The 21,446-nt window shown below is 72.0% G+C and carries 20 protein-coding genes; 13 read left to right on the top strand and 7 right to left on the bottom strand.

What is annotated here, in order from left to right; genetic code table 11:
- The first annotated feature begins 43 nt into the window (after positions 1-43).
- A complete protein-coding gene (locus tag GEMRO_RS0122940) occupies positions 44-517 on the top strand; it encodes a helix-turn-helix domain-containing protein (protein WP_027135874.1) in 474 nt (157 codons plus the stop codon).
- Between the two features lie 94 nt (positions 518-611).
- Here GEMRO_RS0122940 and GEMRO_RS0122935 read toward each other — a convergent pair whose 3' ends face one another.
- From GEMRO_RS0122935 to GEMRO_RS0122925, 3 genes are read right to left on the bottom strand one after another with little or no spacing between them, the layout of a single operon-like run.
- Positions 612-4,070: an indolepyruvate ferredoxin oxidoreductase family protein gene (locus GEMRO_RS0122935; protein ID WP_027135873.1), complete on the bottom strand. Its 3,459-nt coding sequence runs from the start codon at positions 4,068-4,070 to the stop codon at positions 612-614.
- Between the two features lie 23 nt (positions 4,071-4,093).
- Complete coding sequence (locus GEMRO_RS31355) at positions 4,094-4,438, bottom strand: DUF6285 domain-containing protein (protein ID WP_240476745.1); 345 nt, start codon at positions 4,436-4,438, stop codon at positions 4,094-4,096.
- Positions 4,435-5,199: an SDR family NAD(P)-dependent oxidoreductase gene (locus GEMRO_RS0122925; protein ID WP_027135872.1), complete on the bottom strand. Its 765-nt coding sequence runs from the start codon at positions 5,197-5,199 to the stop codon at positions 4,435-4,437. The genes GEMRO_RS31355 and GEMRO_RS0122925 overlap by 4 nt, the downstream gene beginning before the upstream one ends.
- Positions 5,200-5,236: 37 nt before the next feature.
- Here GEMRO_RS0122925 and GEMRO_RS31350 point away from each other — a divergent pair, with 37 nt between their 5' ends.
- Entirely contained in the window at positions 5,237-6,112 is an 876-nt protein-coding gene (locus GEMRO_RS31350; RefSeq protein WP_051329384.1) for a TIGR01459 family HAD-type hydrolase, read from the top strand.
- Positions 6,113-6,122: 10 nt separating this feature from the next.
- Positions 6,123-7,019 carry a PfkB family carbohydrate kinase gene (locus GEMRO_RS0122915; RefSeq protein ID WP_027135871.1) on the top strand — a complete coding sequence of 299 codons (897 nt, stop codon included), beginning with the start codon at positions 6,123-6,125 and terminating at the stop codon, positions 7,017-7,019.
- A gap of 4 nt (positions 7,020-7,023) precedes the next feature.
- Here GEMRO_RS0122915 and GEMRO_RS0122910 read toward each other — a convergent pair whose 3' ends face one another.
- On the bottom strand, positions 7,024-7,818 hold the full coding sequence (locus GEMRO_RS0122910; protein WP_027135870.1) for a DUF6600 domain-containing protein: 795 nt from the start codon (positions 7,816-7,818) through the stop codon (positions 7,024-7,026).
- Positions 7,819-7,894: 76 nt separating this feature from the next.
- On the opposite strand from GEMRO_RS0122910, the gene otnI reads away from it, so the two are divergent.
- The 4 genes from otnI to GEMRO_RS31345 are packed head-to-tail and all read left to right on the top strand — an operon-like array spanning position 7,895 to position 12,223.
- Entirely contained in the window at positions 7,895-8,689 is a 795-nt protein-coding gene (otnI, locus tag GEMRO_RS0122905) for a 2-oxo-tetronate isomerase (protein ID WP_027135869.1), read from the top strand.
- Entirely contained in the window at positions 8,686-9,294 is a 609-nt protein-coding gene (gene cobO / locus GEMRO_RS0122900; protein ID WP_027135868.1) for a cob(I)yrinic acid a,c-diamide adenosyltransferase, read from the top strand. The genes otnI and cobO overlap by 4 nt, the downstream gene beginning before the upstream one ends.
- Positions 9,295-9,302: 8 nt before the next feature.
- Positions 9,303-10,787, top strand: a complete 1,485-nt coding sequence (locus tag GEMRO_RS0122895) for a cobyric acid synthase (RefSeq protein ID WP_027135867.1) — start codon at positions 9,303-9,305, stop codon at positions 10,785-10,787.
- 26 nt (positions 10,788-10,813) lie between these two features.
- Positions 10,814-12,223, top strand: coding sequence for a putative bifunctional diguanylate cyclase/phosphodiesterase (locus GEMRO_RS31345; protein ID WP_051329383.1), 1,410 nt, complete (start codon positions 10,814-10,816; stop codon positions 12,221-12,223).
- A gap of 156 nt (positions 12,224-12,379) precedes the next feature.
- Here GEMRO_RS31345 and cbiB read toward each other — a convergent pair whose 3' ends face one another.
- Positions 12,380-13,366: an adenosylcobinamide-phosphate synthase CbiB gene (gene cbiB / locus GEMRO_RS31340; protein WP_240476743.1), complete on the bottom strand. Its 987-nt coding sequence runs from the start codon at positions 13,364-13,366 to the stop codon at positions 12,380-12,382.
- A 118-nt stretch (positions 13,367-13,484) separates the two neighbouring features.
- On the opposite strand from cbiB, the gene GEMRO_RS31335 reads away from it, so the two are divergent.
- The 6 genes from GEMRO_RS31335 to cobM are packed head-to-tail and all read left to right on the top strand — an operon-like array spanning position 13,485 to position 19,626.
- Entirely contained in the window at positions 13,485-14,504 is a 1,020-nt protein-coding gene (locus GEMRO_RS31335; RefSeq protein WP_051329683.1) for a sirohydrochlorin chelatase, read from the top strand.
- Positions 14,501-15,127, top strand: coding sequence for a precorrin-8X methylmutase (locus tag GEMRO_RS0122875; RefSeq protein WP_027135866.1), 627 nt, complete (start codon positions 14,501-14,503; stop codon positions 15,125-15,127). Before GEMRO_RS31335 ends, GEMRO_RS0122875 begins: the two co-directional genes overlap by 4 nt.
- Complete coding sequence (gene cbiE, locus GEMRO_RS0122870) at positions 15,124-16,329, top strand: precorrin-6y C5,15-methyltransferase (decarboxylating) subunit CbiE (protein ID WP_035485851.1); 1,206 nt, start codon at positions 15,124-15,126, stop codon at positions 16,327-16,329. The genes GEMRO_RS0122875 and cbiE overlap by 4 nt, the downstream gene beginning before the upstream one ends.
- Positions 16,326-17,024: a precorrin-2 C(20)-methyltransferase gene (gene cobI, locus GEMRO_RS0122865; protein WP_035487854.1), complete on the top strand. Its 699-nt coding sequence runs from the start codon at positions 16,326-16,328 to the stop codon at positions 17,022-17,024. The genes cbiE and cobI overlap by 4 nt, the downstream gene beginning before the upstream one ends.
- Complete coding sequence (cobJ, locus tag GEMRO_RS0122860; protein ID WP_027135863.1) at positions 17,021-18,820, top strand: precorrin-3B C(17)-methyltransferase; 1,800 nt, start codon at positions 17,021-17,023, stop codon at positions 18,818-18,820. Before cobI ends, cobJ begins: the two co-directional genes overlap by 4 nt.
- Positions 18,817-19,626 (top strand): precorrin-4 C(11)-methyltransferase, encoded by an 810-nt coding sequence (cobM, locus tag GEMRO_RS31330; RefSeq protein WP_051329382.1) that lies wholly within the window; start codon positions 18,817-18,819, stop codon positions 19,624-19,626. The genes cobJ and cobM overlap by 4 nt, the downstream gene beginning before the upstream one ends.
- On the opposite strand, the gene GEMRO_RS0122850 is transcribed toward cobM, so the two are convergent.
- Together GEMRO_RS0122850 and GEMRO_RS0122845 are read right to left on the bottom strand one after the other, a co-directional pair.
- Complete coding sequence (locus GEMRO_RS0122850; protein WP_027135862.1) at positions 19,558-20,304, bottom strand: cobalt-precorrin-6A reductase; 747 nt, start codon at positions 20,302-20,304, stop codon at positions 19,558-19,560. The genes cobM and GEMRO_RS0122850 overlap by 69 nt on opposite strands.
- Positions 20,283-21,380, bottom strand: coding sequence for a cobalt-precorrin-5B (C(1))-methyltransferase (locus GEMRO_RS0122845; protein WP_027136411.1), 1,098 nt, complete (start codon positions 21,378-21,380; stop codon positions 20,283-20,285). Before GEMRO_RS0122845 ends, GEMRO_RS0122850 begins: the two co-directional genes overlap by 22 nt.
- Positions 21,381-21,446: the final 66 nt, after the last annotated feature.

The raw sequence follows: 21,446 nt of genomic DNA, 5'->3' as shown, positions 1-21,446 counted from the left end.
GCAGCGTTCCACGCTACAAGTTCAAGCCAACTTGAGGTCAAGCATGACCATGATGGATATCGGCGAGGTAGCCAGGCGCTCTGGCGTGCCTGCCTCGACACTCCGCTACTATGAAGAGGTCGGCCTGATCCGGCCGCTGGGGCGGCACGGGCTGCGGCGGCAGTTCGATCCGGGCGTGCTCCTGAAGCTCGCGCTGATCGAGCTTGGGAAGGCCGGGGGCTTCTCGCTCGCCGAGATCGCGGGAATGTTCGGGGAAGACGAGGCGCTGAACATTCCCCGCGCGAACCTCCATGCGAAGGCCGAAGAACTGGGCCGCCAGATTGCCAGCCTTCGGGTGCTGCGGGACGCGATCCGTCATGTCGCCGACTGCCCGGCCCCGTCGCACCTGCAGTGCCCGAGCTTCCGCAAGCTGCTGACGTCGGTGTCCGCCAGAAGGGCCGGCGGCCGGATGGAGCGCCCCGTGCAGGCTGGGCGCCGGCAGGGTCGCGTGCCCAAACCGGTTCGCGATCCCGGATAAGCGGGGACGAGACCCTGGGGGATGCGCGCAGCGGCAGTGCCGCCGCACGCCAAGCGTTACGAGGAGGCGGCCGCCGGCCGCCTCGCCATGCCGCCTACTCCGCCGCCACCAGCACCGGCTGCTCGGGCTTGGCCCGGAACCGCTCCAAAAGGTCCGCCTCGCGCCGCTTCGCTTCCGTCAGGTGGCGCTCCTTGACGTGGCCGTAGCCGCGGATCTTCTCCGGGATCCTGGCCAGTTCCACCGCCAGGCCGTGGTTCTGCTCGGTCAGCCCGGCCAGGAGTTCCTCGACCAGCCGCTCGTACTGGTCGATCAGGGCGCGCTCGGTCTGCCGCTCGGGCGTCTTGCCGAACGGATCCAGGCTGGTGCCGCGAAGCCGCTTGAAGTGCTTGAGCACCCGGAAGGCCTGCATCATCCACGGCCCGAACGTGGTCTTCTTCAGATGTCCCGCCTCGTCGCGCTTGGCCATGATCGGCGGCGCCAGGTGGAAGGTCAGCCGGCCCGCCTGCTTGAACTCGCGGCCGAGCTGCGCCTCGAAGGACGGGTGCGTCCACAGCCTGGCGACCTCGTACTCGTCCTTGTACGCCATCAGTTTGAAGAAATTCTGCGCGACGGCCTCGCCCAGCTGGCTGGTGCCGAGCTTGGTGTGCTCCACCATGCGCACCCGCTTCACCAGGCGCTGGTAGCGCTCGGCATAGGCGCGGTCCTGGTAGTCGGTGAGGAACGCCATGCGGCGCTCGATCACTTCGTCCAGGCTGCGCGCCACCGGCGCATTCGGCGCCGGCGCCATCTCCGCCAGCACGCCGTCCAGGTCGTGGGCGGCGCGGCGGCCGAGCGTGAACGCCGCCTGGTTCATCGGCACCGCGACGCCGTTCAGCTCGATGGCGCGCATCAGGGCGTCCAGGCCGAGCGGCAGAAGGCCCTGCTGCCAGGCGAAGCCGACCATGAACAGGTTGGTGGCGATGCTGTCGCCCATCAGGGCGGTGGCGATCCTGCTGGCGTCGACGAAGGTTGCATGGCCCTCGCCGGTCGCCTTGATGATGGAGCGGCGCAGCCGCTCGCCCGGGAAGGAGAAGTCGGCGTTGCGGGTGAAGTCGCCGGTGAACGTCTGCTCCAGGTTCACCACCGCCCGGCTCACACCTTCCCGCATCGTCGCCAGCGCCGGCTTGCTCGCCGCCACCACCTGGTCGCAGCCCAGCAGCAGCCTGGCGCCGCCGGCCGCGATCCGGGGCGAGCCGATCTCGTCCGGCCGGTTCGCGATCTTGAGGTGGGAAAGGACCGCCCCGCCCTTCTGCGCCAGCCCGATCATGTCGATCGCGGCGACGCCCTTGTTCTCCAGATGCGCCGCCATGCCGAGCAGGGCCGCGATGGTCACCACGCCCGTGCCGCCGATCCCGGTCACCACGATCCCGTAGCTGCCCTCGATCGCCGGCAGCGCCGGCTCCGGCAGGTCGATCTCGGCGGGCTTGGCCGCCGCCCGCTCGCCCTTGTTCAGGACCGCGCCCTCGACGGTGACGAAGGACGGGCAGAAGCCCTTCAGGCAGGAGAAATCCTTGTTGCAGGCGGACTGGTCGATATGGCGCTTGCGGCCGAACTCGGTCTCGACCGGCTGCACCGCCACGCAGTTCGACTGGACGCCGCAGTCGCCGCAGCCTTCGCAGACCAGCTCGTTGATCACCACCCGCTTGTCCGGGTCGGGGAACTCGCCGCGCTTGCGCCGGCGGCGCTTCTCGGCAGCACAGGTCTGGTCGTAGATGATCGCGGTGACGCCGGGGATCTCGCGCATCCGGCGCTGCAGCGCGTCCAGTTCGTCGCGGTGGTGGACGGTCACGCCGCGGGCCATGTCGTAGCCCTGCGGGTACTTGTCCGGCTCGTCGGTGACGACGTGGATCTCGGTCACCCCCTCGGCGTGCAAGAGGCGGGTCACCTCGGCCACGTCGAGGTTGGCGGTCTCCATCTTCTGGCCGCCGGTCATCGCGACCGCGTCGTTGTAGAGGATCTTGAAGGTGATGTTGGCCTTGGCCGCCATCGCCGCCCGGATCGCCAGCGAGCCGGAATGGTAGAAGGTGCCGTCGCCGATGTTCTGGAAGATGTGCGGCCGGGTCGAGAACGGCGCCTCGCCCAGCCAGGAGGCGCCCTCGCCGCCCATCTGGGTGAAGCGGGCGGTGTCCCGGTCCATCCACTGCGCCATGTAGTGGCAGCCGATGCCGGCCCGGGCCTTGCTGCCCTCCGGCACCCGGGTCGAGGTGTTGTGCGGGCAGCCCGGGCAGAAATAGGGCAGCCGCAGCATGGCCGGGTTCTCGGTGACCACCCGGACCCGCGCCTCGACCTCGGCGACCCTGGCCGCCAGCTCGGGATCGTCGCTCCGCTCCAGGAGCGCGCGGCCGATCGCCAGCGCCACCTGGTTGGAGTTGATCGCCCCCCAGGACGGGAACAGGCTGCCGCCCATCCGGTCGTGCTTGCCCTCGATCTGCGGGGCGTTCGGCTGGCCGTACAGGAGCGAGCGGACCTGCTCCTCCACCAGCGGCCGCTTCTCCTCGACCACGATCAGCCGCGACAGGCCGTGCGCCGCCGCCTCCATGCCGCGCGGCTCCAAAGGCCAGCTCATGCCGACCTTGTAGACCCGCAGGCCCAGCGCCTTGGCCCGCGCCTCGTCGATGCCCAGGTCGTCCAGGGCCTGCAGCGTGTCCAGCCAGGCCTTGCCGGTGGCGGCGACGCCCAGCCAGGCATCCTCGCCGCCCATCACCAGCCGGTCGATACGGTTGGCGCGCGCGAACGCTTTCGCTGCTTCCAGCTTGAAGCGGTGCAGCCGCTCCTCCATGGCGAGCGGCGCGTCCGGCCAGCGGATGTTGAGCCCGCCTTCCGGCAGCGGGAAGTCATCCGGCACGACGATCGGCAGGCGCTGCGGGTCGATCTCGGCCGAGGCCGTGCTCTCCACCGTGTCGTGCACGCATTTCAGCGCCACCAGCGCGCCGGAATAGCGCGACATCGCGATCCCGAGCAGGCCGTAGTCCAGGATCTCCTGCACGCTGGCCGGGTTCAGCACCGGGATCATCTGGTCGATCATCGCCGGCTCGGACTGGTGCGCCGTGGTCGAGCTCTCGCAGGTATGGTCGTCGCCCAGCAGGCACAGGAACCCGCCATGGGCGGCGGTGCCGAACAGGTTTGCGTGGCGCAGCGCATCGCCGGAACGGTCGACGCCAGGGCCCTTGGCGTACCAGATGGCGAACACGCCATCATACTTGTGCTCGCCGTCCAGGCCGATCTGCTGGGTGCCGGAGCAGGCGGTGGCGGCCAGGTCCTCGTTCACGCCCGGCTGGAAGACGACATGGTGCTCGTCGAGCAGCTTCTTCGCTCGGGTGAGCTGCTGGTCGTACTGGCCGAGCGGCGAGCCGCGATAGCCGGAGATGTAGCCGGCGGTGTTCAGCCCGCTCGCCTGGTCGCGCCGGCGCTGCTCCAGCGGCAGGCGCACCAGCGCCTGGACGCCGGTGAGGAACACCCGCCCCGACGGCTTCAGATATTTGTCGTCGAGGCCGACCGTCTGCAGGTCCGTCATCCTCGAACTCTCCCTGGTGCTTCCTAGGACCGCCCGTCCCCGGTCAGGGCGAGCTCGGCTTGGGCCAGCTGCTTCGGGTTGCTCAGCGCCAGCCGGGCCAGGGTCCTTTTGATCAGATGGGCACGCAACCTGCCTGCGTCATCCTCGTCATGCCCACCGGCGCGAATTTCCGCGCAAAGTTCCGGAACACCGCCCTCGTCGCCCTGCGGATGCTCGATCATCCGCAGGGCGATCGCGAGCGCGTTCGCGACCATCAGCCCGGTCAGGCGCTTGTCCGCCGGCAAGAGCGGCAGCAGTTCCTCGACGAAGGTGGCGCGCGCCACCTTCACGAGCTCGGCCTGGTCGGGCGTCAGCCGCGAATCGGTCACGGCATCAGCTGGCCGCCGTTGACCTCGATCACCTGGCCGGTGACGTAGGCCGCGAGCTTGTTCGAGGCCAGGAACAGGAAGGCGCCGGCGCAGTCCTCGCTGACGCCCAGGCGCTGCATCGGGATGCGCTGGCGGGTCTGCTCCAGCCGCTCCGGCGTCGAGTAGATGTCGTGGAAATAGGTGGCGATCACGCCCGGCGAAACCGCGTTGACCCGGATGCCCTGGGTGGCGAACTCGGTGGCGATCGACTTGGTGTAGGACGACACGAAGCCCTTGGCGCTGGCATAGAGCGCGGCACCGGCGGCCCCGCCGTTGCGGGCCGCGATCGAGCTGGTGTTGACGATGTTGCCCTTGCTCTGCAGCAGGGCCGGCATCGCCACGCGGGTGGCGGTCATCACCGAGCGGGCGTTGAGGTCCATGATCCGGTCATAGGCCTCGTCGTCGCTCTCGTTGAGCGCGAAGCGGCCGACCATGTGGCCGGCATTGTTGACCAGCACGTCCAGGCCGCCCAGCTTCTGGATGGCCGCCTCGATCACCGAGGTCACGCCCTCGGTCTTGGAAAAGTCGCCGCCGAACACCGGCGCGCCGCCGATCTCGGACGCCAGCGCTTCCGCCTTTTCCTTGTTCTTGTTGTAGTGGATCGCGACCTTGGCACCCGCCTCGGCGAACGCCTTCGCCGCCGCGGCCCCGATGCCGATCGAGCCGCCCGTCACCAGAACGCGCTTGCCGCCCAGTCCGAACCCGTCGTAACCGCCTGTCACCTGTCGTCCCTTACTGCTTTTCCTGGAGCCCAGACCCATGAGCGAGCCCCGAATCCTGGAGGGGCTCGGCAGCATCGCCGAGCAATACGATGCCTTCATTCTGGACCAGTGGGGCGTGCTGCACAACGGCAAGGCTCCCTATCCGGGCGTCGTCGACGCCCTGCGGACCATGCGCGAGGGCGGCAAGAAGATCTGCCTTCTGACCAACAGCGGCCGGCGGGCGCGGATGAACCGCGAGCGGCTGGACGAGATGGGGTTCCCCCCGGACAGCTATGACGGGCTGATCACCTCCGGCGAGGCGGCCTGGCTGGGCCTGCGCGGCCGCAAGGACCCGCGCCTGCACGATCTCGGCCACCGGGCGGTGCTGATCACCCGCGACAACGATTTCGAGGTCGTCGAGGATCTGGGGCTCACCCTCACCAGCGATCCGGCCCAGGCCGACTTCGTGTATCTCGCCGGCGTCGACAGCCCGCCCAAGACCCTGGACGACTACGCGCCGCTGCTCGCTTCCGCCCAGGAGTTGGGCCTGCCGATGATCTGCTCCAACCCGGACCGGATCGCGGTGAGCGCCGACGGCCTCTTGATCGCGCCCGGCACGATCGCCGCGCATTACGAGGAGCTGGGCGGCCGGGTCTATTATTTCGGCAAGCCGAACCGGCCGATCTACGAGGCCTGCCTGGAGGTGCTGGCCGGGGTCGACCCTGCCCGGATCCTGTGCGTCGGCGACAGCCTGGAGCATGACATCGCCGGCGCGGTCGGCATGGGCATGGATTCCTGCTTCGTGATGCAGGGCATCCATGCCGACCATTTCCCCGAGGATCTGCCGGCCGACCGGCTGGCGGTGCGCGTGCGCGAACTGGCCGAGCGCTACGAGACCAGCCCGCTCTACGCGATCCATCGAACCACCTGGTGAGGCTTTCCTGATGACCGCGATCCTGTGCGTCGGCGTGCTGGTGCTCGACGTGATCTTCCAGGTCGACGAGCTGCCGAGCGGCGGCGAGAAGATGCTGGGCCACGGCCTGAGCGAGGCGATCGGCGGGCCCGCCGCCATCGGCGGGCTGGCGGCGATCCGGCTGGGCGGCCAGGCGGCGCTGCTCTCACGGGTGGGCGACGACCGGGTCGGCGGCACGATCCTGGACGGGTTCCGCGCCGCGGGCCTGGACGTGGAGAGCGTCGACGTCCTGCCGGGCGGGATCTCGTCCTTCTCGGCGGTGGCGGTCGATCCGGGCGGCGAGCGCCAGATCGTCAACTACACCGACCCGCGCCTGCACGAGGCGCCACCGAGCCGCATCCCCGACATGGAACGTTTCAGTGCGGTGCTGGCCGACACGATCTACCCGGTGGCGGCGATCCCGGCTTTGCGCGCCGCCAAGGAGCGCGGCATCCCGGGCGTGGTCGACTTCGACGTCAACCCGAAGACCGGCAGCCGCGAGATCCTGGATCTGGCCAGCCACGTCGCGTTCAGCCGCCAGGGCCTGCGCAGCCTGACCGGGCTGGACGATCCCGAGGCCGGCCTGCGCGCGGTTTCCGAGCGCCATGGCGGCTGGGTCGGGGTGACGCTCGGCGAGAACGGCATGGCCTGGCTGGAGGACGGCGTCCTGCGGCGGATGCCGGCGTTCCGGGTCGAGGTGGTCGACACGCTGGGTGCCGGCGACGTCTTCCATGGCGGCTTCGCCTACGCCCTGGCCCGGGGCAGCGCCATCGAGCCGGCGCTGCGGCTGGGCGCTGCCGCCGCCGCGGTGAAATGCACCCGCAAGGGCGGCGGGCCGGGCGCCCCCACCCTGGCCGAGGTCGAGGCGTTTTTGCGCGAGCAGCCCTGACCGCCTAGCGCACCAGGTCGCGCTCGCGCTGACGGTCCCGTTCGCGCAGACGCTCGCTCTGGCGCAGGTCCTGGCGGTGCTGGCGCGCGAACGCCTCGGCCGCGTCGTCGGCGCCGACCGGCCCGCTGGTCGAAGGCATGGCCGGGGCCGGGCCGGACAGCAGCGGGGCCGGGTCGGCGATGCCGCGCAGCGAGCGGGTGTCGGTGGCGAACCAGGCCCGCACGTCGGCCGGATCGGCCAGATCAGCGAGACTCGCCGAGACCACCGGCCGGCCGCTGGCGGCCTCCACCCATCGCGGGTCCGGCGGCGCCGTGCGCGAGATGGAAAGGTCGGCCGGGGCCGGCCGGATCGGGGGGGCCGGGTCGGCCAGGGCCGCCACCGGCAGCACCGACCAGCCTTCCACGCTCCGCCCGCCGGTCGGCAGCGGCGCCCAGGCGATCCGCTCCTCTTCCGCCTGCCCCCAGGCCACCGGCGCCGGCTCGAACCGGCTGCCCGGCAGCCACCACCAGGCACCCTCCAGGCGCCGCCAGCGGCCGCGATGCTCGGCGATCCGGGAAAACAACAGGTCGCCCTGCCAGTACCAGCCGCCCTCGATCGTCCAGATCCAGCGGCCAACCGAGAACGGCCGCCAGCCCGGCGGCACGTCGCTTGGCCGCCAGGCCACACCCAGCCCCGGCCGCTCCGACCAGTCGCCGAGCCCGGCCAGCTGGTCGCGGTGGAGCTCCTGCACCGTTTCCAGCGCGTCGCTCGCCGCCGCCGGGCCGGCGGCCAGTGCTGCCAGGAAGGCGCGTCGTCTCATGACCGTTTATCTTGGCGCGACCAGCGCCTAAGGCTAGCTCACGCCGAAGATGAACAGCGTCCGGGAGGCACATCAGATGCCGCGTTTTGCCGCCAATTTGAGCATGATGTTCAACGAGCATGCCTTCCTGGACCGTTTCGCCGCCGCTGCCGCCTGCGGCTTCAAGGGCGTGGAGTTCCTGTTCCCCTACGAGTTCCCGGTCGACGAGGTCGCGTCGGCCCTCAAGGGCGCAGGATTGACCCAGGCGCTGTTCAACATGCCGCCCGGCAACTGGGCGGAGGGCGAGCGCGGCACGGCCTGTTTGCCCGGGCGCGAGAAGGAGCTGATGGCCGGCGTGGAGAAGGCGCTGCTCTACGCCGAGGCGCTGGACTGCAAGACCGTGCATCTGATGGCCGGGATCAAGCCGGCGGACGTCCCGGACGAGAAGCTGGAGGCGACGTTTGCCGCCAACCTCGCCGCGGTCGCCAAGGCCTGCGCCGGCCAGCGGATCACGGTGGTGATCGAGCCGATCAACCAGCGCGACATGCCGGGCTACTTCCTCTCCTACCAGGGCCAGGCGCGCCGGATCATCGAGCGCTCGGGCGCCATCAACGCCAAGGTGCAGATGGACTTCTACCACTGCCAGATCATGGAGGGCGACCTGACCCGCCGCCTGGAGGGCCAGGTCGCCCAGGTCGGCCACGTCCAGGTCGCCAGCGTCCCCGACCGCCACGAGCCATATGATGGCGAGCTGAACTTCCCGCATCTGTTCGCGGCCCTCGACCGGGTCGGCTATGCCGGCTGGGTCGGATGCGAGTACCGTCCTCGCGGGCGCACCGAGGACGGCCTCGGCTGGGCGGCCCCCTACGGCATCAAGGGAACCGGCGCATGAGCGAGGCGACCATCGACCAGGACCACGCCGCCAAGAAGGCCAAGATCAAGACCGCGAAGGACGCCCTCTACGCCTCCAAGACCGAGGAGAAGGGCCTGGTGGTCGTCCACACCGGCACCGGCAAGGGCAAGTCGACGGCGGCCTGGGGCATGGTGCTGCGCTGCCTGGGCCACGGCTACAAGGTCGGGATCGTCCAGTTCGTCAAAGGTGCCCGCGAGATCGGCGAGCGGGTGATCTTCGAGAAGTTCGCCGACCAGCTGCGCTTCGTGGCCCATGGCGAGGGCTTCACCTGGGAGACCCAGGACCGCCAGAAGGACATCGCGCTGGCCCGGGCCGCGTTCGACGCCGCCAAGGAGATGATGGCCGATCCGGAGGTGCGGATGGTCGTCATGGACGAACTGAACATAGCACTCCGCTACGACTACCTGCCGATGGACGAGGTGCTGGAGACGCTCCGGAACAAGCGTCCGGACCTGCACGTCGTGATCACCGGCCGCAACGCCAAGCCGGAACTGATCGAGGCGGCCGACCTGGTCACCGAGATGCAGCTGGTCAAGCACCCGTTTCGGGCCGGCATCAAGGCGCAGGCTGGCATCGAGTTCTGAGCCCGCCCATGCCGGCCAGGGCGCTGATGATCCAGGGGACCTGCTCCAACGCGGGCAAGTCCCTGATGGTGGCCGGCCTGTGCCGCGCCTTTGCCGGGCGCGGCCTCAAGGTGCGGCCGTTCAAGCCGCAGAACATGAGCAACAACGCGGCCCCGGCCGCGGATGGCGGCGAGATCGGCCGGGCCCAGGCGCTGCAGGCCAGGGCCTGCCGCGTGGCCCCGTCGGTGCACATGAACCCGGTGCTGCTCAAGCCGCAGACCGACAGCGGCAGCCAGGTCGTGGTCCAGGGCCGGGTGGAGGCCACCGCCGCCGCCCGCGACTACTACCGGATGAAAGCCCTGCTGCTGCCCAGGGTCCTGGACAGCTTCCGGCTCCTGGCGGACGAGGCCGATCTCGTCCTGGTCGAGGGTGCGGGCAGCCCGGCCGAGGTCAACCTGCGCGCCGGCGACATCGCCAACATGGGCTTCGCCCAGGCGGCCGGCGTGCCGGTGGTGCTGGTGGGCGACATCGAGCGCGGCGGGGTGATCGCCCAGCTGGTCGGCACCTGGGAACTGCTGGAGACAGCCGAGCGCGCCCTGGTCCGGGGCTACCTGGTCAACAAGTTCCGCGGCGATCCCGGCCTGTTCGAGAGCGCCCTGCCGATCCTCGCGGAACGTACCGGGCTTGCCAGCTTCGGCACGGTGACCTGGTGCGAGGCCGCCGGCGACCTGCCGAAGGAGGACATGCTGGGCCTCTCGGAGATCGCCCGCGCCCGTCCCGATGCCCCGATCCTGGTGGCGGTGCCCCGCCTGCCGCGCCTTTCCAACCTGGACGACCTGGATCCGCTGGCCCAGGAGCCGGCGGTGCGGCTGCTTATCGTCGAGCCGGGCCGCCCGATCCCGGCCGAAGCCGACCTGGTGCTCCTGCCGGGCTCCAAGTCCACCATCGCCGACCTGGCCTTCCTGCGCGTTCAGGGCTGGGACATCGACATCCTGGCCCATGTCCGCCGCGGCGGCCGGGTCTTAGGCTTATGCGGCGGCTACCAGATGCTGGGCCGCACCATCGCCGACCCGCTGGGCCTGGAAGGCCCGCCCGCCACCGTGGCAGGCCTGGGCCTGCTCGACCTCGCCACCACCTTCGAGCGCGACAAGACCGTGCGCGAGGTCCGGGCCAGCGACTGGACGGATGGCACGGAGCTGCGCGGCTACGAGATCCATCTGGGCCGCAGCGAAGGACCTGCCACGGCGCGGCCGATGCTGCGGATCGAGGGGCGCCCGGACGGTGCGGTGTCGGCGGACGGCCGGGTAGCAGGCTGCTACCTGCACGGCCTGCTCGCGAATGACGCCTGGCGCGGCCGCTACCTGCGCAGCCTTAACCCCGAGGTCCGGTCGACCCTGGACGCGGGCCGCCGGGTCGAGGCGGCCCTGGACGTCCTGGCCGCCCATCTGGAGAGCTGCCTGGACCTGGACCGGTTGCTGCAGGCGGCAGCGCCGCCAGCGTTAACGGGCCGTTAAGCAAGCCTGGCGTAGAACGGGAGGCAGTGAAGCCGACCGGACATGCGCTGGTGCCGACCCTCCCTCCTCCTTCTCGAACGCCCCTGCCGCTGCCGTCCGGCCTGCCCGGGCGCGACGACGCCGAGCGCGTGCTGGCCACGCTGCTGGAGGGCGTTGCCGGAGACGCCGCCGTGGCAGTGCTCTGCGTCGAGCTCAGCGACCTGCGCTCGATCAACGAGGTCTGGGGCCGGGGCGCCGGCGACGCGGTGCTGGCGGCCGCTGCCGAACAGCTGCGCGACGCCGCGCAGGCGCCGGACCGGCTGGCCCGGTTGAGCGGCGACAAGTTCCTGCTCCTGCTCCACCCCGCACCGGGGCCCAGCCAGCTGGCCTGGCGCGCCGAGGCCCTGGCCGCCCGGCTGGAGCGGGCGGTCCGCCATGACGGCCAGGAGCTTGTCTGCCGGGTGCGGATCGGCGCCGCCTGCGGCGGCGGCGAGGACGGTACGCCGGTCCCGCGCGCGGCCGACCTTCTGGCGTATGCCCGCATCGCGCTGGACGACGACGATCCCGGCTGCCGCCGGCGCTATCTTCCCTACCGCCCGGGCACCGCCGAGCGGCGCCGGCGCGCCCATGCGCTGGGCCAGGCCCTGCGGCACGCGGTGGCCCAGCGCGAGCTGCACTTGGTCTACCAGCCGCAGCTTGCCCTGCGCGGCGAGCGGCGGCCCCGGGCCGAAGCCCTGCTGCGCTGGAACCATCCGGCCTTCGGGCCGGTCTCGCCGGCCGAGTTCGTCCCGATCGCCGAGAACAACGGCCTGATCCTGCCGATCGGCCGGCTGGCGCTGCTCGCTGCCTGCCGCCAGGCGGCGCGCTGGGCGGCGGGGCCCCTCGGGACGGTAGACGTCTCGGTCAACGTGTCGCCGATCCAGTTCACCTACCCCGAGATCTACGACGAGGTCTGCCTGGTGCTGGAGCAGGCCCGGCTGGACCCGGCCAGCCTGACGCTCGAGATCACCGAGGGCCTGCTGGTGCGCGACGTCGAGGCGACCGCGCGGACCATCGAGCGGCTGAAATCGGCCGGCGTGCGCATCTCGATCGACGATTTCGGCGCCGGCCATTCGTCCCTGGCCTACCTGGCCGGCTTTGCCGTGGACGAGCTCAAGCTGGACCGCTGCTTCCTCGGCGGCTGTCCGGGCGAGACGCCCGGCCGGCTGATCGCCGGGTCGGTGGTGGCGCTGGCCCACCGGCTGGGGATCGAGGTGGTCGCGGAAGGCGTGGAGGATGCCGGCCAGCTGGCGGCGCTGGAGCGGATCGGCTGCGACCGGATCCAGGGCTTCCACCATGCCCGGCCGATGCCGGCCATCGAGCTGGAAAGGTTCTGGCTGAGCCGGCGCCACCCGCCCGGCTGCCGCCTGCCCCCGGTGATCGCCGAAGCCGCCCACCGGCACCCGGTGGCGGGCTGAACCCGTTCCAGGTCATTGGGGGGCGGCGGTTCATCCAGCGAGCAAGCTGGCTCCGCAAGGCGGCGCCATCACGCCTCTGGCGCCATTTGGTCTTCAATCCGGCTCAGGCGGGACCGTCGGCCCGGCGCCGGGTGCAGCCGGGCAAGCGCCAGGAGGTCATGATCCGGCGGCGAGCACCCACCAGCCGGCCCCGACCGCGCCCGCCGCGACCGCCCATGCCAGCCAGAGCAGCACCAGGCTTCGCCGGACGTCCCCGGCCGTCACCTCCGCCCGGCCGCTGCCGATCCAGTGCGCCACCGACGGCACCCCGCCATAGCTGCGCGGGCCGCACAGCCGGATGCCCAGCGCGCCGGCGAACGCCGCCTCCGGCCATCCCGCGTTCGGCGAGCGGTGCAGCCGGGCGTCGCGGCGGACCGTCCGCCACGCCGCCCCGGGCGCGGCACCGGGCAACAGCAGCGCGCCCAGCATCACCAGGACGGCCGACAGCCGCGACGCCGGCAGGTTCACCCGGTCGTCGAGCCTTGCCGCCGCGCGGCCGAACTCGAGGTAGCGCGGGCTCTTGTGGCCGATCATGCTGTCCATGGTGTTGATGGCCTTGTAGGCCAGCAGCCCCGGCAGCCCCAGCAGCAGCGCCCAGACCAGGGGTGCGATCACCCCGTCGCTGAAGTTCTCCGCCGCCGATTCGATCGCCGCCCTGCCGACCGCCGGGCTGTCCAGGCGCTCGGGATCGCGGCCCACGATCATCGACACGGCCCGGCAAGCCGCCTCGATGCCCTGGTCCATCCCCCGCGCCACCGCCAGCACATGGTCGTGCAGCGAGCGCTGCGCCAGCATCACCCCGCCCAGCAGCGCCTCGACCAGCCAGCCATGCGGGATCCCGGCGGCGATCAGGTGAACCGCCAGCCCCAGCCCGAACGCGCCCGCCACCATCAGGGCGACCAGCAGGGCACCCAGGCGCCGCTTCCTGGCCGGCGGGGCCGCCTCGTCCAGCAGGAGTCGCTCCAGCCGGGTGATCGCCCGGCCGATCAGCACCACCGGATGCGGCAGGCGCCGCCACAGCCAGGGCGGGTCGCCCAGCACTGCGTCCAGCAGCAGGGCCAGCGTCAGCCAGGCGAGCAGGCGTTCGGGATGATCGACCAGCAAGGCGATGCCGCTTCCACGATGATTCCGTCGCTGCAGGCCAGTGGCGACCGGACGGCGACGCTGCTATCCACCGCCGACGTTCGCAAGCGCAAGCATCATCATCATGGGCGAGGACGGCATGAGCAGGATCGGCGTGATGGTCTGCGGTCACGGGTCGCGCGACGTGGAGGCCACCCACGAGTTCGCCGCCCTGGTGGCCCACCTCAAGCGGCACTATGCCGACCGGCCGGTCGAGGCCGGCTACCTGGAGTTCGCCCGCCCGGTGATCCGCGACGGGCTGGACCGGCTGAAGGAGAAGGGCGTCACCGAGATCCGGGCGATGCCCGCCATGCTGTTCGCCGCCGGCCACGTGAAGAACGACGTCCCCTCGGTGCTCAACACCTGGGCGGCGGAGAACCCGGACGTCACCGTGACCATGGCCCGCGACCTCGCCATCGACGGCAAGCTCCTGCGCGCCGCCGCCGACCGGATCGAGGCGGCGCTGGCCATGGCGTCCGACGAGATCGTCCGGGCCGAGACCCTGCTGCTGGTGGTCGGCCGCGGCACCTCGGACAGCGACGCCAACGGCAACGTCGCCAAGGTCACGCGGATGCTCTGGGAGGGCATGGGCTTCGGCCATGCCGAGACCGGCTATTCCGGCGTGGCCCACCCGCGCACCGACGAGGCCCTGCGCCGGGCGATCCGGCTGGGCTACAAGCGGATCGTGGTGTTCCCCTATTTCCTGTTCACCGGCGTGCTGGTGCAGCGGATCTACGAGCAGGCCCGGGCCGTGGCCGCCCTGCATCCCGAGGTCGAGGTGATCGAGGCCGGGTACCTGAACGACCACCCGCTGGTGGTCGAGACCTTCGTCGACCGGATCGAGGGGGTCGGCCAGGGCGACACCCAGATGAACTGCCAGCTCTGCAAGTACCGCACCCAGATCCTGGGCTTTGAGGCGGACCAGGGCGCGCCGCAGGAAAGCCACCATCACCATGTCGAGGGGATCGGCACCGACGCCGATCACCACCACCATCACGGCCATCATCATCACCATCATGGCCACGGCCATGGCCATCACCATCACGACCATCCGCACGAGCCGGCGGACCAGAAGGTCGTGTCCCTGGACAAGGACGGCGGGACGCGCCGGACCGGATGAGCGACTGGCTGAAGGATCCGGCGGAGATCTACCGGCGCTCGTTCGCCACCATCCGCGCCGAAGCCCATTTGGACCGGTTGCCCGAGCCGGTGCGGCCGATCGCGGTGCGGATGATCCATGCCTGCGGCATGGTCGACTTGGCGGACGACCTGCGCGCCGGGGGCGATCCCGCGACCGCCGCCGGAACGGCTTTGAGGGACGGACGGCCGATCCTCGTGGATGCCCGGATGGTCGCCGCCGGCTTCCTGGCCGACCGGCTGCCGGCAGCGACCCGGATCGTGTGCGGCCTGGAGAATCCCGCCCTGGCCGATGCCGCCGCCGCCATGGCCACCACCCGCTCGGCCGCGCTGGTGACCCGCTGGCGGCCGCATCTGGACGGCGCTGTCGTGGTGATCGGCAACGCGCCCACCGCGCTGTTCCAGCTCCTGGACGACCTGCGGCAGGGCGCCGCCCGGCCAGCCGCGATCATCGCGACGCCGGTGGGCTTCGTCGGCGCGGCCGAGAGCAAGCAGGCCCTGGTTGAGGCGGAACTCGGCATCCCGTTCGTCACCGTGCTGGGTCGGCGCGGCGGCAGCGCCATGGCCGCCGCCGCCCTCAACGCCTGCCTGGTGGGGGCCGGATGAGCGCCCCCTGGCTCTCGATCGTCGGCATCGGCGAGGATGGGATCGGTGCGTTGAACCCGCAGGCGGCGGACCTGGTGGCGAAGGCCGACCTGTTCATCGGCGGCAGCCGCCACCTGTCGATGCTGGGCGACGACCCACGTCCGCGCCTGCCCTGGCAGATCCCGCTCGATCCCACCATCGAGCACCTGTCCGGGCTGAAGCGCCACCGCGTGGTGGTGCTGGCCTCGGGCGATCCCTTATGGTTCGGCGTGGCGCGCCGGCTGGTCGCCCGCTTTGGCGGCGACGCGGTCACTGTGGTCCCGGGCGTGGCCTCGATGCAGCTGGCCTGCGCCCGCCTGCGCTGGTCGTTGGCCGAGGCCGAGGTGGTGACCATCCACGGCCGCCCGATCGCCCGGCTGGCCCGCTGGCTGCAGCCCGGCCGCCGCCTGGTGATCCTGTGCGCCGACCGGAACTGCCCCGCACGGATCGCGGCGCTGCTGCGGGCGCACGGTTTCGGCCAGGCCCGGCTGCGCGTCCTGGAGCATCTGGGAGGGCCCGAGGAGCGGGTCTCGGACCTGGACCTGGACGAGACCCTGGCCGGCAGCTTCCGCGACCTGGTGGTGGTCGGCCTGGAAGTGCCGCCCTGCGACCGCCCGGTCCGCTCGCTGGTGCCGGGCCTGCCCGACGACGCCTTCCTCCATGACGGCCAGATCACCAAGCAGGAGGTCCGCGCCGCCTCCCTGGCCAGGCTGGCGCCCCTGCCCGGCCAGCGCCTGTGGGACGTCGGTGCCGGCAGCGGCGCCATCGCGATCGAGTGGCTGCGCGCCCAGCCCGGCACCCGCGCCGTCGCGATCGAACGCCAGCCGGAGCGGGTCGCCCGGATCCGGCAGAACGCCGAACTGCTCGGCACCCCGGAACTGCTGGTGGTCGAGGGCGCGGCACCCTCCGCCCTGGACGGCCTGCCGCCGCCCGACGCAATCTTCCTGGGCGGCGGCGTCGCCACGCCCGGCCTGCTCGACCTGCTGGCCGGCCGCCTGCCTCCGGGCGGCCGGCTGGTCGCCAACGCGGTGACCGTGAACGGCGAGGCGGCGCTCCTCGCCGTGCATGCCGCGCGCGGCGGCGAGCTTGCCCGCCTCAACGTCTCCCGCGCCCAGAAGGTCGGCGGCGCCATCGCCTGGCGGGCCCTGAACCCGGTCACCCAGTGGTCCTGGATCAGGCCGTGACCGGCCTGTTCGGCATCGGCGTGGGGCCGGGCGACCCGGAGCTGGTGACGCTGAAAGCCGCCCGGCTGATCGGCGCCCTGCCGGTGCTGGCCCATATCGGTGCCGACGGCCGCCCTAGCCGGGCACGCCGGATCGCCGCCGGGCTGATCCGACCTGGCGTGCGCGAACTGTCCGTCGACATGCCGATGCGCTTCGCCCCCGAGGCGGCCCGGCCGGTCTATGACGATCTGGCCGGCCGGATCGAGGCCGAGATCGCGCAGGGCCACGGCGTGGGCTTTTTGTGCGAGGGCGATCCGCTGCTCTACGGCTCGTTCGTGGCGATCCTGGACCGCCTGGTCGGCCGGGTCCCGGTCACGATCGTGCCGGGCATCACGTCGATCGCCGCGTCGGCCGCCAGCGCCGGCCACACCCTGGCCCTGCGCGACGAGATCCTGGCCGTCCTGCCGGCCACCGCCCCGGACGCGCGGCTGCGCGCAGCCCTGGCGGCAGCCGACAGCGTCGCCATCCTGAAGGTCGGCCGCCACCTGCCGCGGATCCGCCTGCTCCTGGAAGAGGCCGGCCTTGCGGGGCGGGCCCTGGTGGTGGCCGAGGTCGGCCGCCCGGAGCAAGCGGTCCGCCCGCTCCACCAGGTGGCCGAGGAACGCCTGCCCTATTTCGCCCTGATCCTCACCCGCCATCCCCGCGAGGCACGATGACCGCGATCGTCATCCTGGGCGCTCGCAGCCGCAGCCTGGCCGAGCAGGTCGCAGCCGTCCTGCCCGGTGCCAAGATCCACGCTCCGGCCGGCTGCGCCGCCCCGGCCGACCAGCGCTTCGTCCGGGCCACCGACCAGATCCTGGCCCTCTACCGGCAGAACGTCCCGACCATCCTGATCGGTGCTGCCGGCATCGCGATCCGGGCGGCCGCCCCGGCGCTCGCCGACAAGCGCGCCGAGCCGCCGCTCCTGGCGGTCGCCGAGGACGGCTCGGTGGTGGTGCCGCTCCTGGGCGGCCATCGCGGCGCCAATGCCCTTGCCCGGCAGATCGCGGCCAGGATCGGCGGCCAGGCTGCCGTCACCACCGCCGGCGACCTCAGCCTGGGCGTCGCCCTGGACGAGCCGCCACCGGGCTTCGCCTGCGCCGATCCGGGCCCGGCCAAGCCGATCACCGCGCATCTCCTGGAAGACGGCGCGGTGGCGCTGGACGACCCGCAGGGACTGGCCGGACAGGCCGGTCTCGCCGACCTGCGCACCGATCCGGCCAGTTCCTGGACCATCGCCCTCACTCACGAGGCACGTCCCCCCGCACCGCACTGCCTGACCTGGCACCCGAGGACCCTGGTGCTGGGGGTCGGCTGCGAGCGCAACGCCCCGGCCGATCTGCTGGTGGACCATGTCCTGGCGACGCTGGACGAGGCCGGCCTTGCGCCCCGATCGATCGCCTGCATCGCGTCCATCGACCTGAAGGCCGACGAGCCGGCGCTGGCGGCGCTGGCGGCGCGCCTGGGCGTGCCGGCCCGGTTCTTCCCGGCCGAACGGCTGCTCGCGGAGACCGACCGACTGTCGTCGCGCTCGGAGATCGTGTTCCGCGAGGTCGGCTGCTACGGCGTGGCCGAGGGTGCCGCCCTGGCCGCCGCGGGCACGGCCGGCCGGCTCCTGGTCGAGAAGCGCCGCGGCGAGCGGGTCACCTGCGCGGTGGCGCTGGCGGCTGCCCCGCTCGACCCGGCCACCCTGGGCCAGGCCCGCGGCCGGCTGGCGGTGATCGGGGTCGGGCCCGGCCAGCGCGCCTGGCGCACCCACGAGGCCGAGCAGCTCCTGGAGCGCGCCACCGACATCGTCGGCTACGGCCTCTATCTGGACCTGGTCGCCGACCGGATCGGCCACGCGGTCCGCCACGACTTCGCGCTGGGCGAGGAGGAGGCGCGCTGCCGCCATGCGCTGGCGCTGGCCGCCACCGGCCGGGACGTCGCCCTGGTCTGCTCCGGCGACGCCGGCATCTTCGCCATGGCCTCGCCGCTGGTGGAACTCCTGGAGGCGCCCGCCGATCCCGCCTGGGCCAGGATCGAGCTGGTGGTCGCCCCCGGGATCAGCGCGATGCAGGCCGCCTCGGCCAGGCTGGGCGCGCCGCTCGGCCATGATTTCTGCGCGATCTCGCTGTCCGACCTGCTCACCCCCCGCCCGGACATCGAGCGGCGCCTGCATGCCGCGGCGCAAGGCGACTTCGTGATCGCCTTCTACAACCCGGTCAGCCGCCGCCGCCGCGACCTCCTGCCCCTGGCGAAAGCGATCCTGCTGGCGCACCGCCCGGCCTCGACCCCGGTGGCGATCGCCCGCAGCCTCGGCCGGTCCGAGGAGGCGATCGAGGTGACGACGCTGCAAGCGCTCGATCCCGAGCAGGTCGACATGCTCTCGCTGGTCCTGGTCGGCTCCTCCAACTCCCGGCAGGTCACCCTGCCTTCCGGCCGCGCGCTGGTCCTCACGCCCCGCGGCTACGATCGGAAGTCCTCGTCATGACCGTGCATTTCATCGGCGCCGGCCCCGGTGCCGCCGACCTCATCACCGTCCGGGGCCTGGAGCTGATCAGGCGTTGCCCGGTCTGCCTCTATGCCGGCTCCCTGGTGCCGCGCGCCATCGTCGAGGCCGCACCCGACGGTGCCGAGGTGGTCGACACGGCACCTTTGCATCTCGACCAGATCATCGCCCTGATGGAAGCCGCCCACGCGCGCGGCCAGGACGTCGCCCGGGTCCATTCCGGCGACCCCTCCATCTACGGCGCCATCGCCGAGCAGATCCGCCGCCTGGAAGCCTTAGGCATCCCGTTCACCAGCACCCCGGGCGTCCCGGCCTTCGCCGCCGCCGCCGCCGAACTCGCCACCGAGCTGACCCTGCCCGGCATCGCCCAGTCGGTGATCCTGACCCGCACCGCGATGCGCGCCTCGGCGATGCCAAAGGGCGAAGACCTGGCCGCCTTCGCCAAGACCGGCGCCACCCTCGCGATCCATCTCTCGATCAACAACCTGGTCAACGTCGTGCGCAGCCTCGTCCCGGTCCTGGGCGAGGACATGCCGGTGGTGGTGATCTACCGGGCGACCTGGCCGGACCAGCAGATCGTGCGCGGCACGCTGGGCGACATCCGCGCCAGGGTGAAGGGGCTGGGCCTGACCCGTACCGCGCTGATCATGGTGGGCAGGGTGCTGGATCCGGGCGAGTTCGCCGACAGCCGCCTCTACGCCGCCGACCACACCCACGTGCTACGCCCCGAGGCCGGCCAGCCAGCGGACAACGTCCTCGACGTCGTGGACGAGCGGCCCGTCGGGTAGGGCCGGCCGCGCCAGCATCACCACCGGCAGCGCCAGGGCGCGCGCCGCCTCGATCTTGGCCACGGTGGCGTCCCCGCCCGCCATCTTGCTCACCAGCACGTCGATCCCGTGCCGGCGCAGCAGTTCCGTCTCGCCGTCGGGCGTGAACGGCGGCCGCCCCCGGATCGCCACGACGCTGTCCGGGACATCCATCAACGGCTCGATGGTGCGCACCACCAGCCGCATGGCGGGCATGAGGCCGGCGAACGCCGCCAGCCCCTCATGGCCGGTCGACAGGAACGCGGTCCGGCCGAGCCTCGGCAGGACCCGCACCGCCTCGTCCACGCTCTCGACCTCGATCCAGCGGTCACCTGCGGTTCTTGGCCAGGCCGGACGCAGCAGGCGCAGCCGCGGCACAGCTGCAAGCGCGCAGGCCGCCCTGGCATGATGCGGCATCTGCCGGGCGAACGGATGGGTGGCGTCGACCAGCGCCGCCGGCCGGTGCCGCACCAGCCAGTCCACGAGCCCCTCGATGCCGCCAAAGCCGCCGGTGCGGACCTCGCCCGCGATCTGGCCCGGCCGGCTGGTGCGCCCGGCCAGCGAGGTAAGCGGCCGCCAGTCTTCGCGACCGGCCAGGGTCCGGGCCAGCCCGGCTGCCTCCGCCGTGCCGCCCAGGATCAGGACCAGCCGGGCGCCCACCCGATCTCCTTCCCCTTGCGGTCATAGACCAGCACCTCCACCGCCACCGCGGGCCCGACCGTCTCCTGCGCCACCTCGCGGGCACGGGCCGCCACCCTGGCCGCCAGCGGAAAGCCGATCCGGTCGGCCTCCTGCAGCAGTTCCAGGGCGGTGTTGGCCTGCGCCGCCTTGGCGACCAGTTCGTCCGGCGCGCCTGCCGCGTGGAGGAAGGCACCCAGCGCGTCGGGCCGCATGGGGTTGCGCGAGGAATGCAGGTCCAGGCCGCCCTGGGCCAGCTTGGTGAGCTTGGCGAACCCGCCGGCCAGGCTCAAACGCGGGATCGGGTGGGCGCGCAAATATTTCAGGGTGCCGCCGGCAAAGTCGCCCATGTCCAGGAGCGCGAAGTCCGGCAGGCGGTAGCGCGCCTGCACCGCGGCTTCCGAGGTCGAGCCGGTGGACGCCGCCACATGGGCGAGCCCGGCGGCCCTGGCCACGTCGACGCCCCGGTGGATCGAATGAATCCAGGCCGAGCAAGAGAACGGCACCACGATCCCGGTGGTGCCCAGGATCGACAGGCCGCCCACGATGCCGAGCCTGGGGTTCCAGGTCTTCCGCGCGATCGCCTCCCCGTTTTCGATCCCGACCGTCACCACGACGTCGGCCGGCATCCCGGTGGAAGCCGCCACCTCCTCCAGCGCCGTCGTGATCATCGCGCGTGGCCCCGGATTGATCGCGGGCTCGCCAGGGGGCACCGGCAGCCCCGCCCGAGTCACCGTGCCAACGCCTTCGCCCGCCCGGAACACGATCCCGCTGCCGGGCGGGCCGCGCCGGACCAGGACCTCGACCCGGCAGCCATGGGTGACGTCCGGGTCGTCGCCGGCATCCTTGACCACGGCGGCGAACACGTCATCGTCGCCCAGGCGGGCATCGGCGAGCTTCAGGCTGACGGTGCCGCCGCGCGGCAGCGACACCGTCACCGGGTCGGGAAAGCCGGCGCCTGCCAGCGCGCTGAACGCCGCTTTCGCGGCGGCGGTGGCACAGGTGCCGGTCGTCCAGCCGCGTCGAAGCTCCTTCGGTTCGCCAGCCCTCGGTTCCATCGCCACGGTCCGCTATCCTGCCCCTATCCTGCCGGTGTCCGGCAGCGCCTGGAGAAGCCCATCACG

Source organism: Geminicoccus roseus DSM 18922 (assembly GCF_000427665.1).
GTDB lineage: Bacteria > Pseudomonadota > Alphaproteobacteria > Geminicoccales > Geminicoccaceae > Geminicoccus > Geminicoccus roseus.
This window is presented reverse-complemented; position numbering and strand designations above follow the sequence as displayed.

Bases quoted from the DNA above. Each gene is read 5' to 3' on its own strand.
- GEMRO_RS0122940 (WP_027135874.1), top strand. From the start codon at position 44: ATGACCATGATGGATATCGGCGAGGTAGCCAGGCGCTCTGGCGTGCCT.
- GEMRO_RS0122935 (WP_027135873.1), bottom strand. From the start codon at position 4,070: ATGACGGACCTGCAGACGGTCGGCCTCGACGACAAATATCTGAAGCCG.
- GEMRO_RS31350 (WP_051329384.1), top strand. From the start codon at position 5,237: ATGAGCGAGCCCCGAATCCTGGAGGGGCTCGGCAGCATCGCCGAGCAA.
- GEMRO_RS0122915 (WP_027135871.1), top strand. From the start codon at position 6,123: ATGACCGCGATCCTGTGCGTCGGCGTGCTGGTGCTCGACGTGATCTTC.
- GEMRO_RS0122910 (WP_027135870.1), bottom strand. From the start codon at position 7,818: ATGAGACGACGCGCCTTCCTGGCAGCACTGGCCGCCGGCCCGGCGGCG.
- otnI (WP_027135869.1), top strand. From the start codon at position 7,895: ATGCCGCGTTTTGCCGCCAATTTGAGCATGATGTTCAACGAGCATGCC.
- cobO (WP_027135868.1), top strand. From the start codon at position 8,686: ATGAGCGAGGCGACCATCGACCAGGACCACGCCGCCAAGAAGGCCAAG.
- GEMRO_RS0122895 (WP_027135867.1), top strand. From the start codon at position 9,303: ATGCCGGCCAGGGCGCTGATGATCCAGGGGACCTGCTCCAACGCGGGC.
- GEMRO_RS31335 (WP_051329683.1), top strand. From the start codon at position 13,485: ATGAGCAGGATCGGCGTGATGGTCTGCGGTCACGGGTCGCGCGACGTG.
- GEMRO_RS0122875 (WP_027135866.1), top strand. From the start codon at position 14,501: ATGAGCGACTGGCTGAAGGATCCGGCGGAGATCTACCGGCGCTCGTTC.
- cbiE (WP_035485851.1), top strand. From the start codon at position 15,124: ATGAGCGCCCCCTGGCTCTCGATCGTCGGCATCGGCGAGGATGGGATC.
- cobJ (WP_027135863.1), top strand. From the start codon at position 17,021: ATGACCGCGATCGTCATCCTGGGCGCTCGCAGCCGCAGCCTGGCCGAG.
- cobM (WP_051329382.1), top strand. From the start codon at position 18,817: ATGACCGTGCATTTCATCGGCGCCGGCCCCGGTGCCGCCGACCTCATC.
- GEMRO_RS0122845 (WP_027136411.1), bottom strand. From the start codon at position 21,380: ATGGAACCGAGGGCTGGCGAACCGAAGGAGCTTCGACGCGGCTGGACG.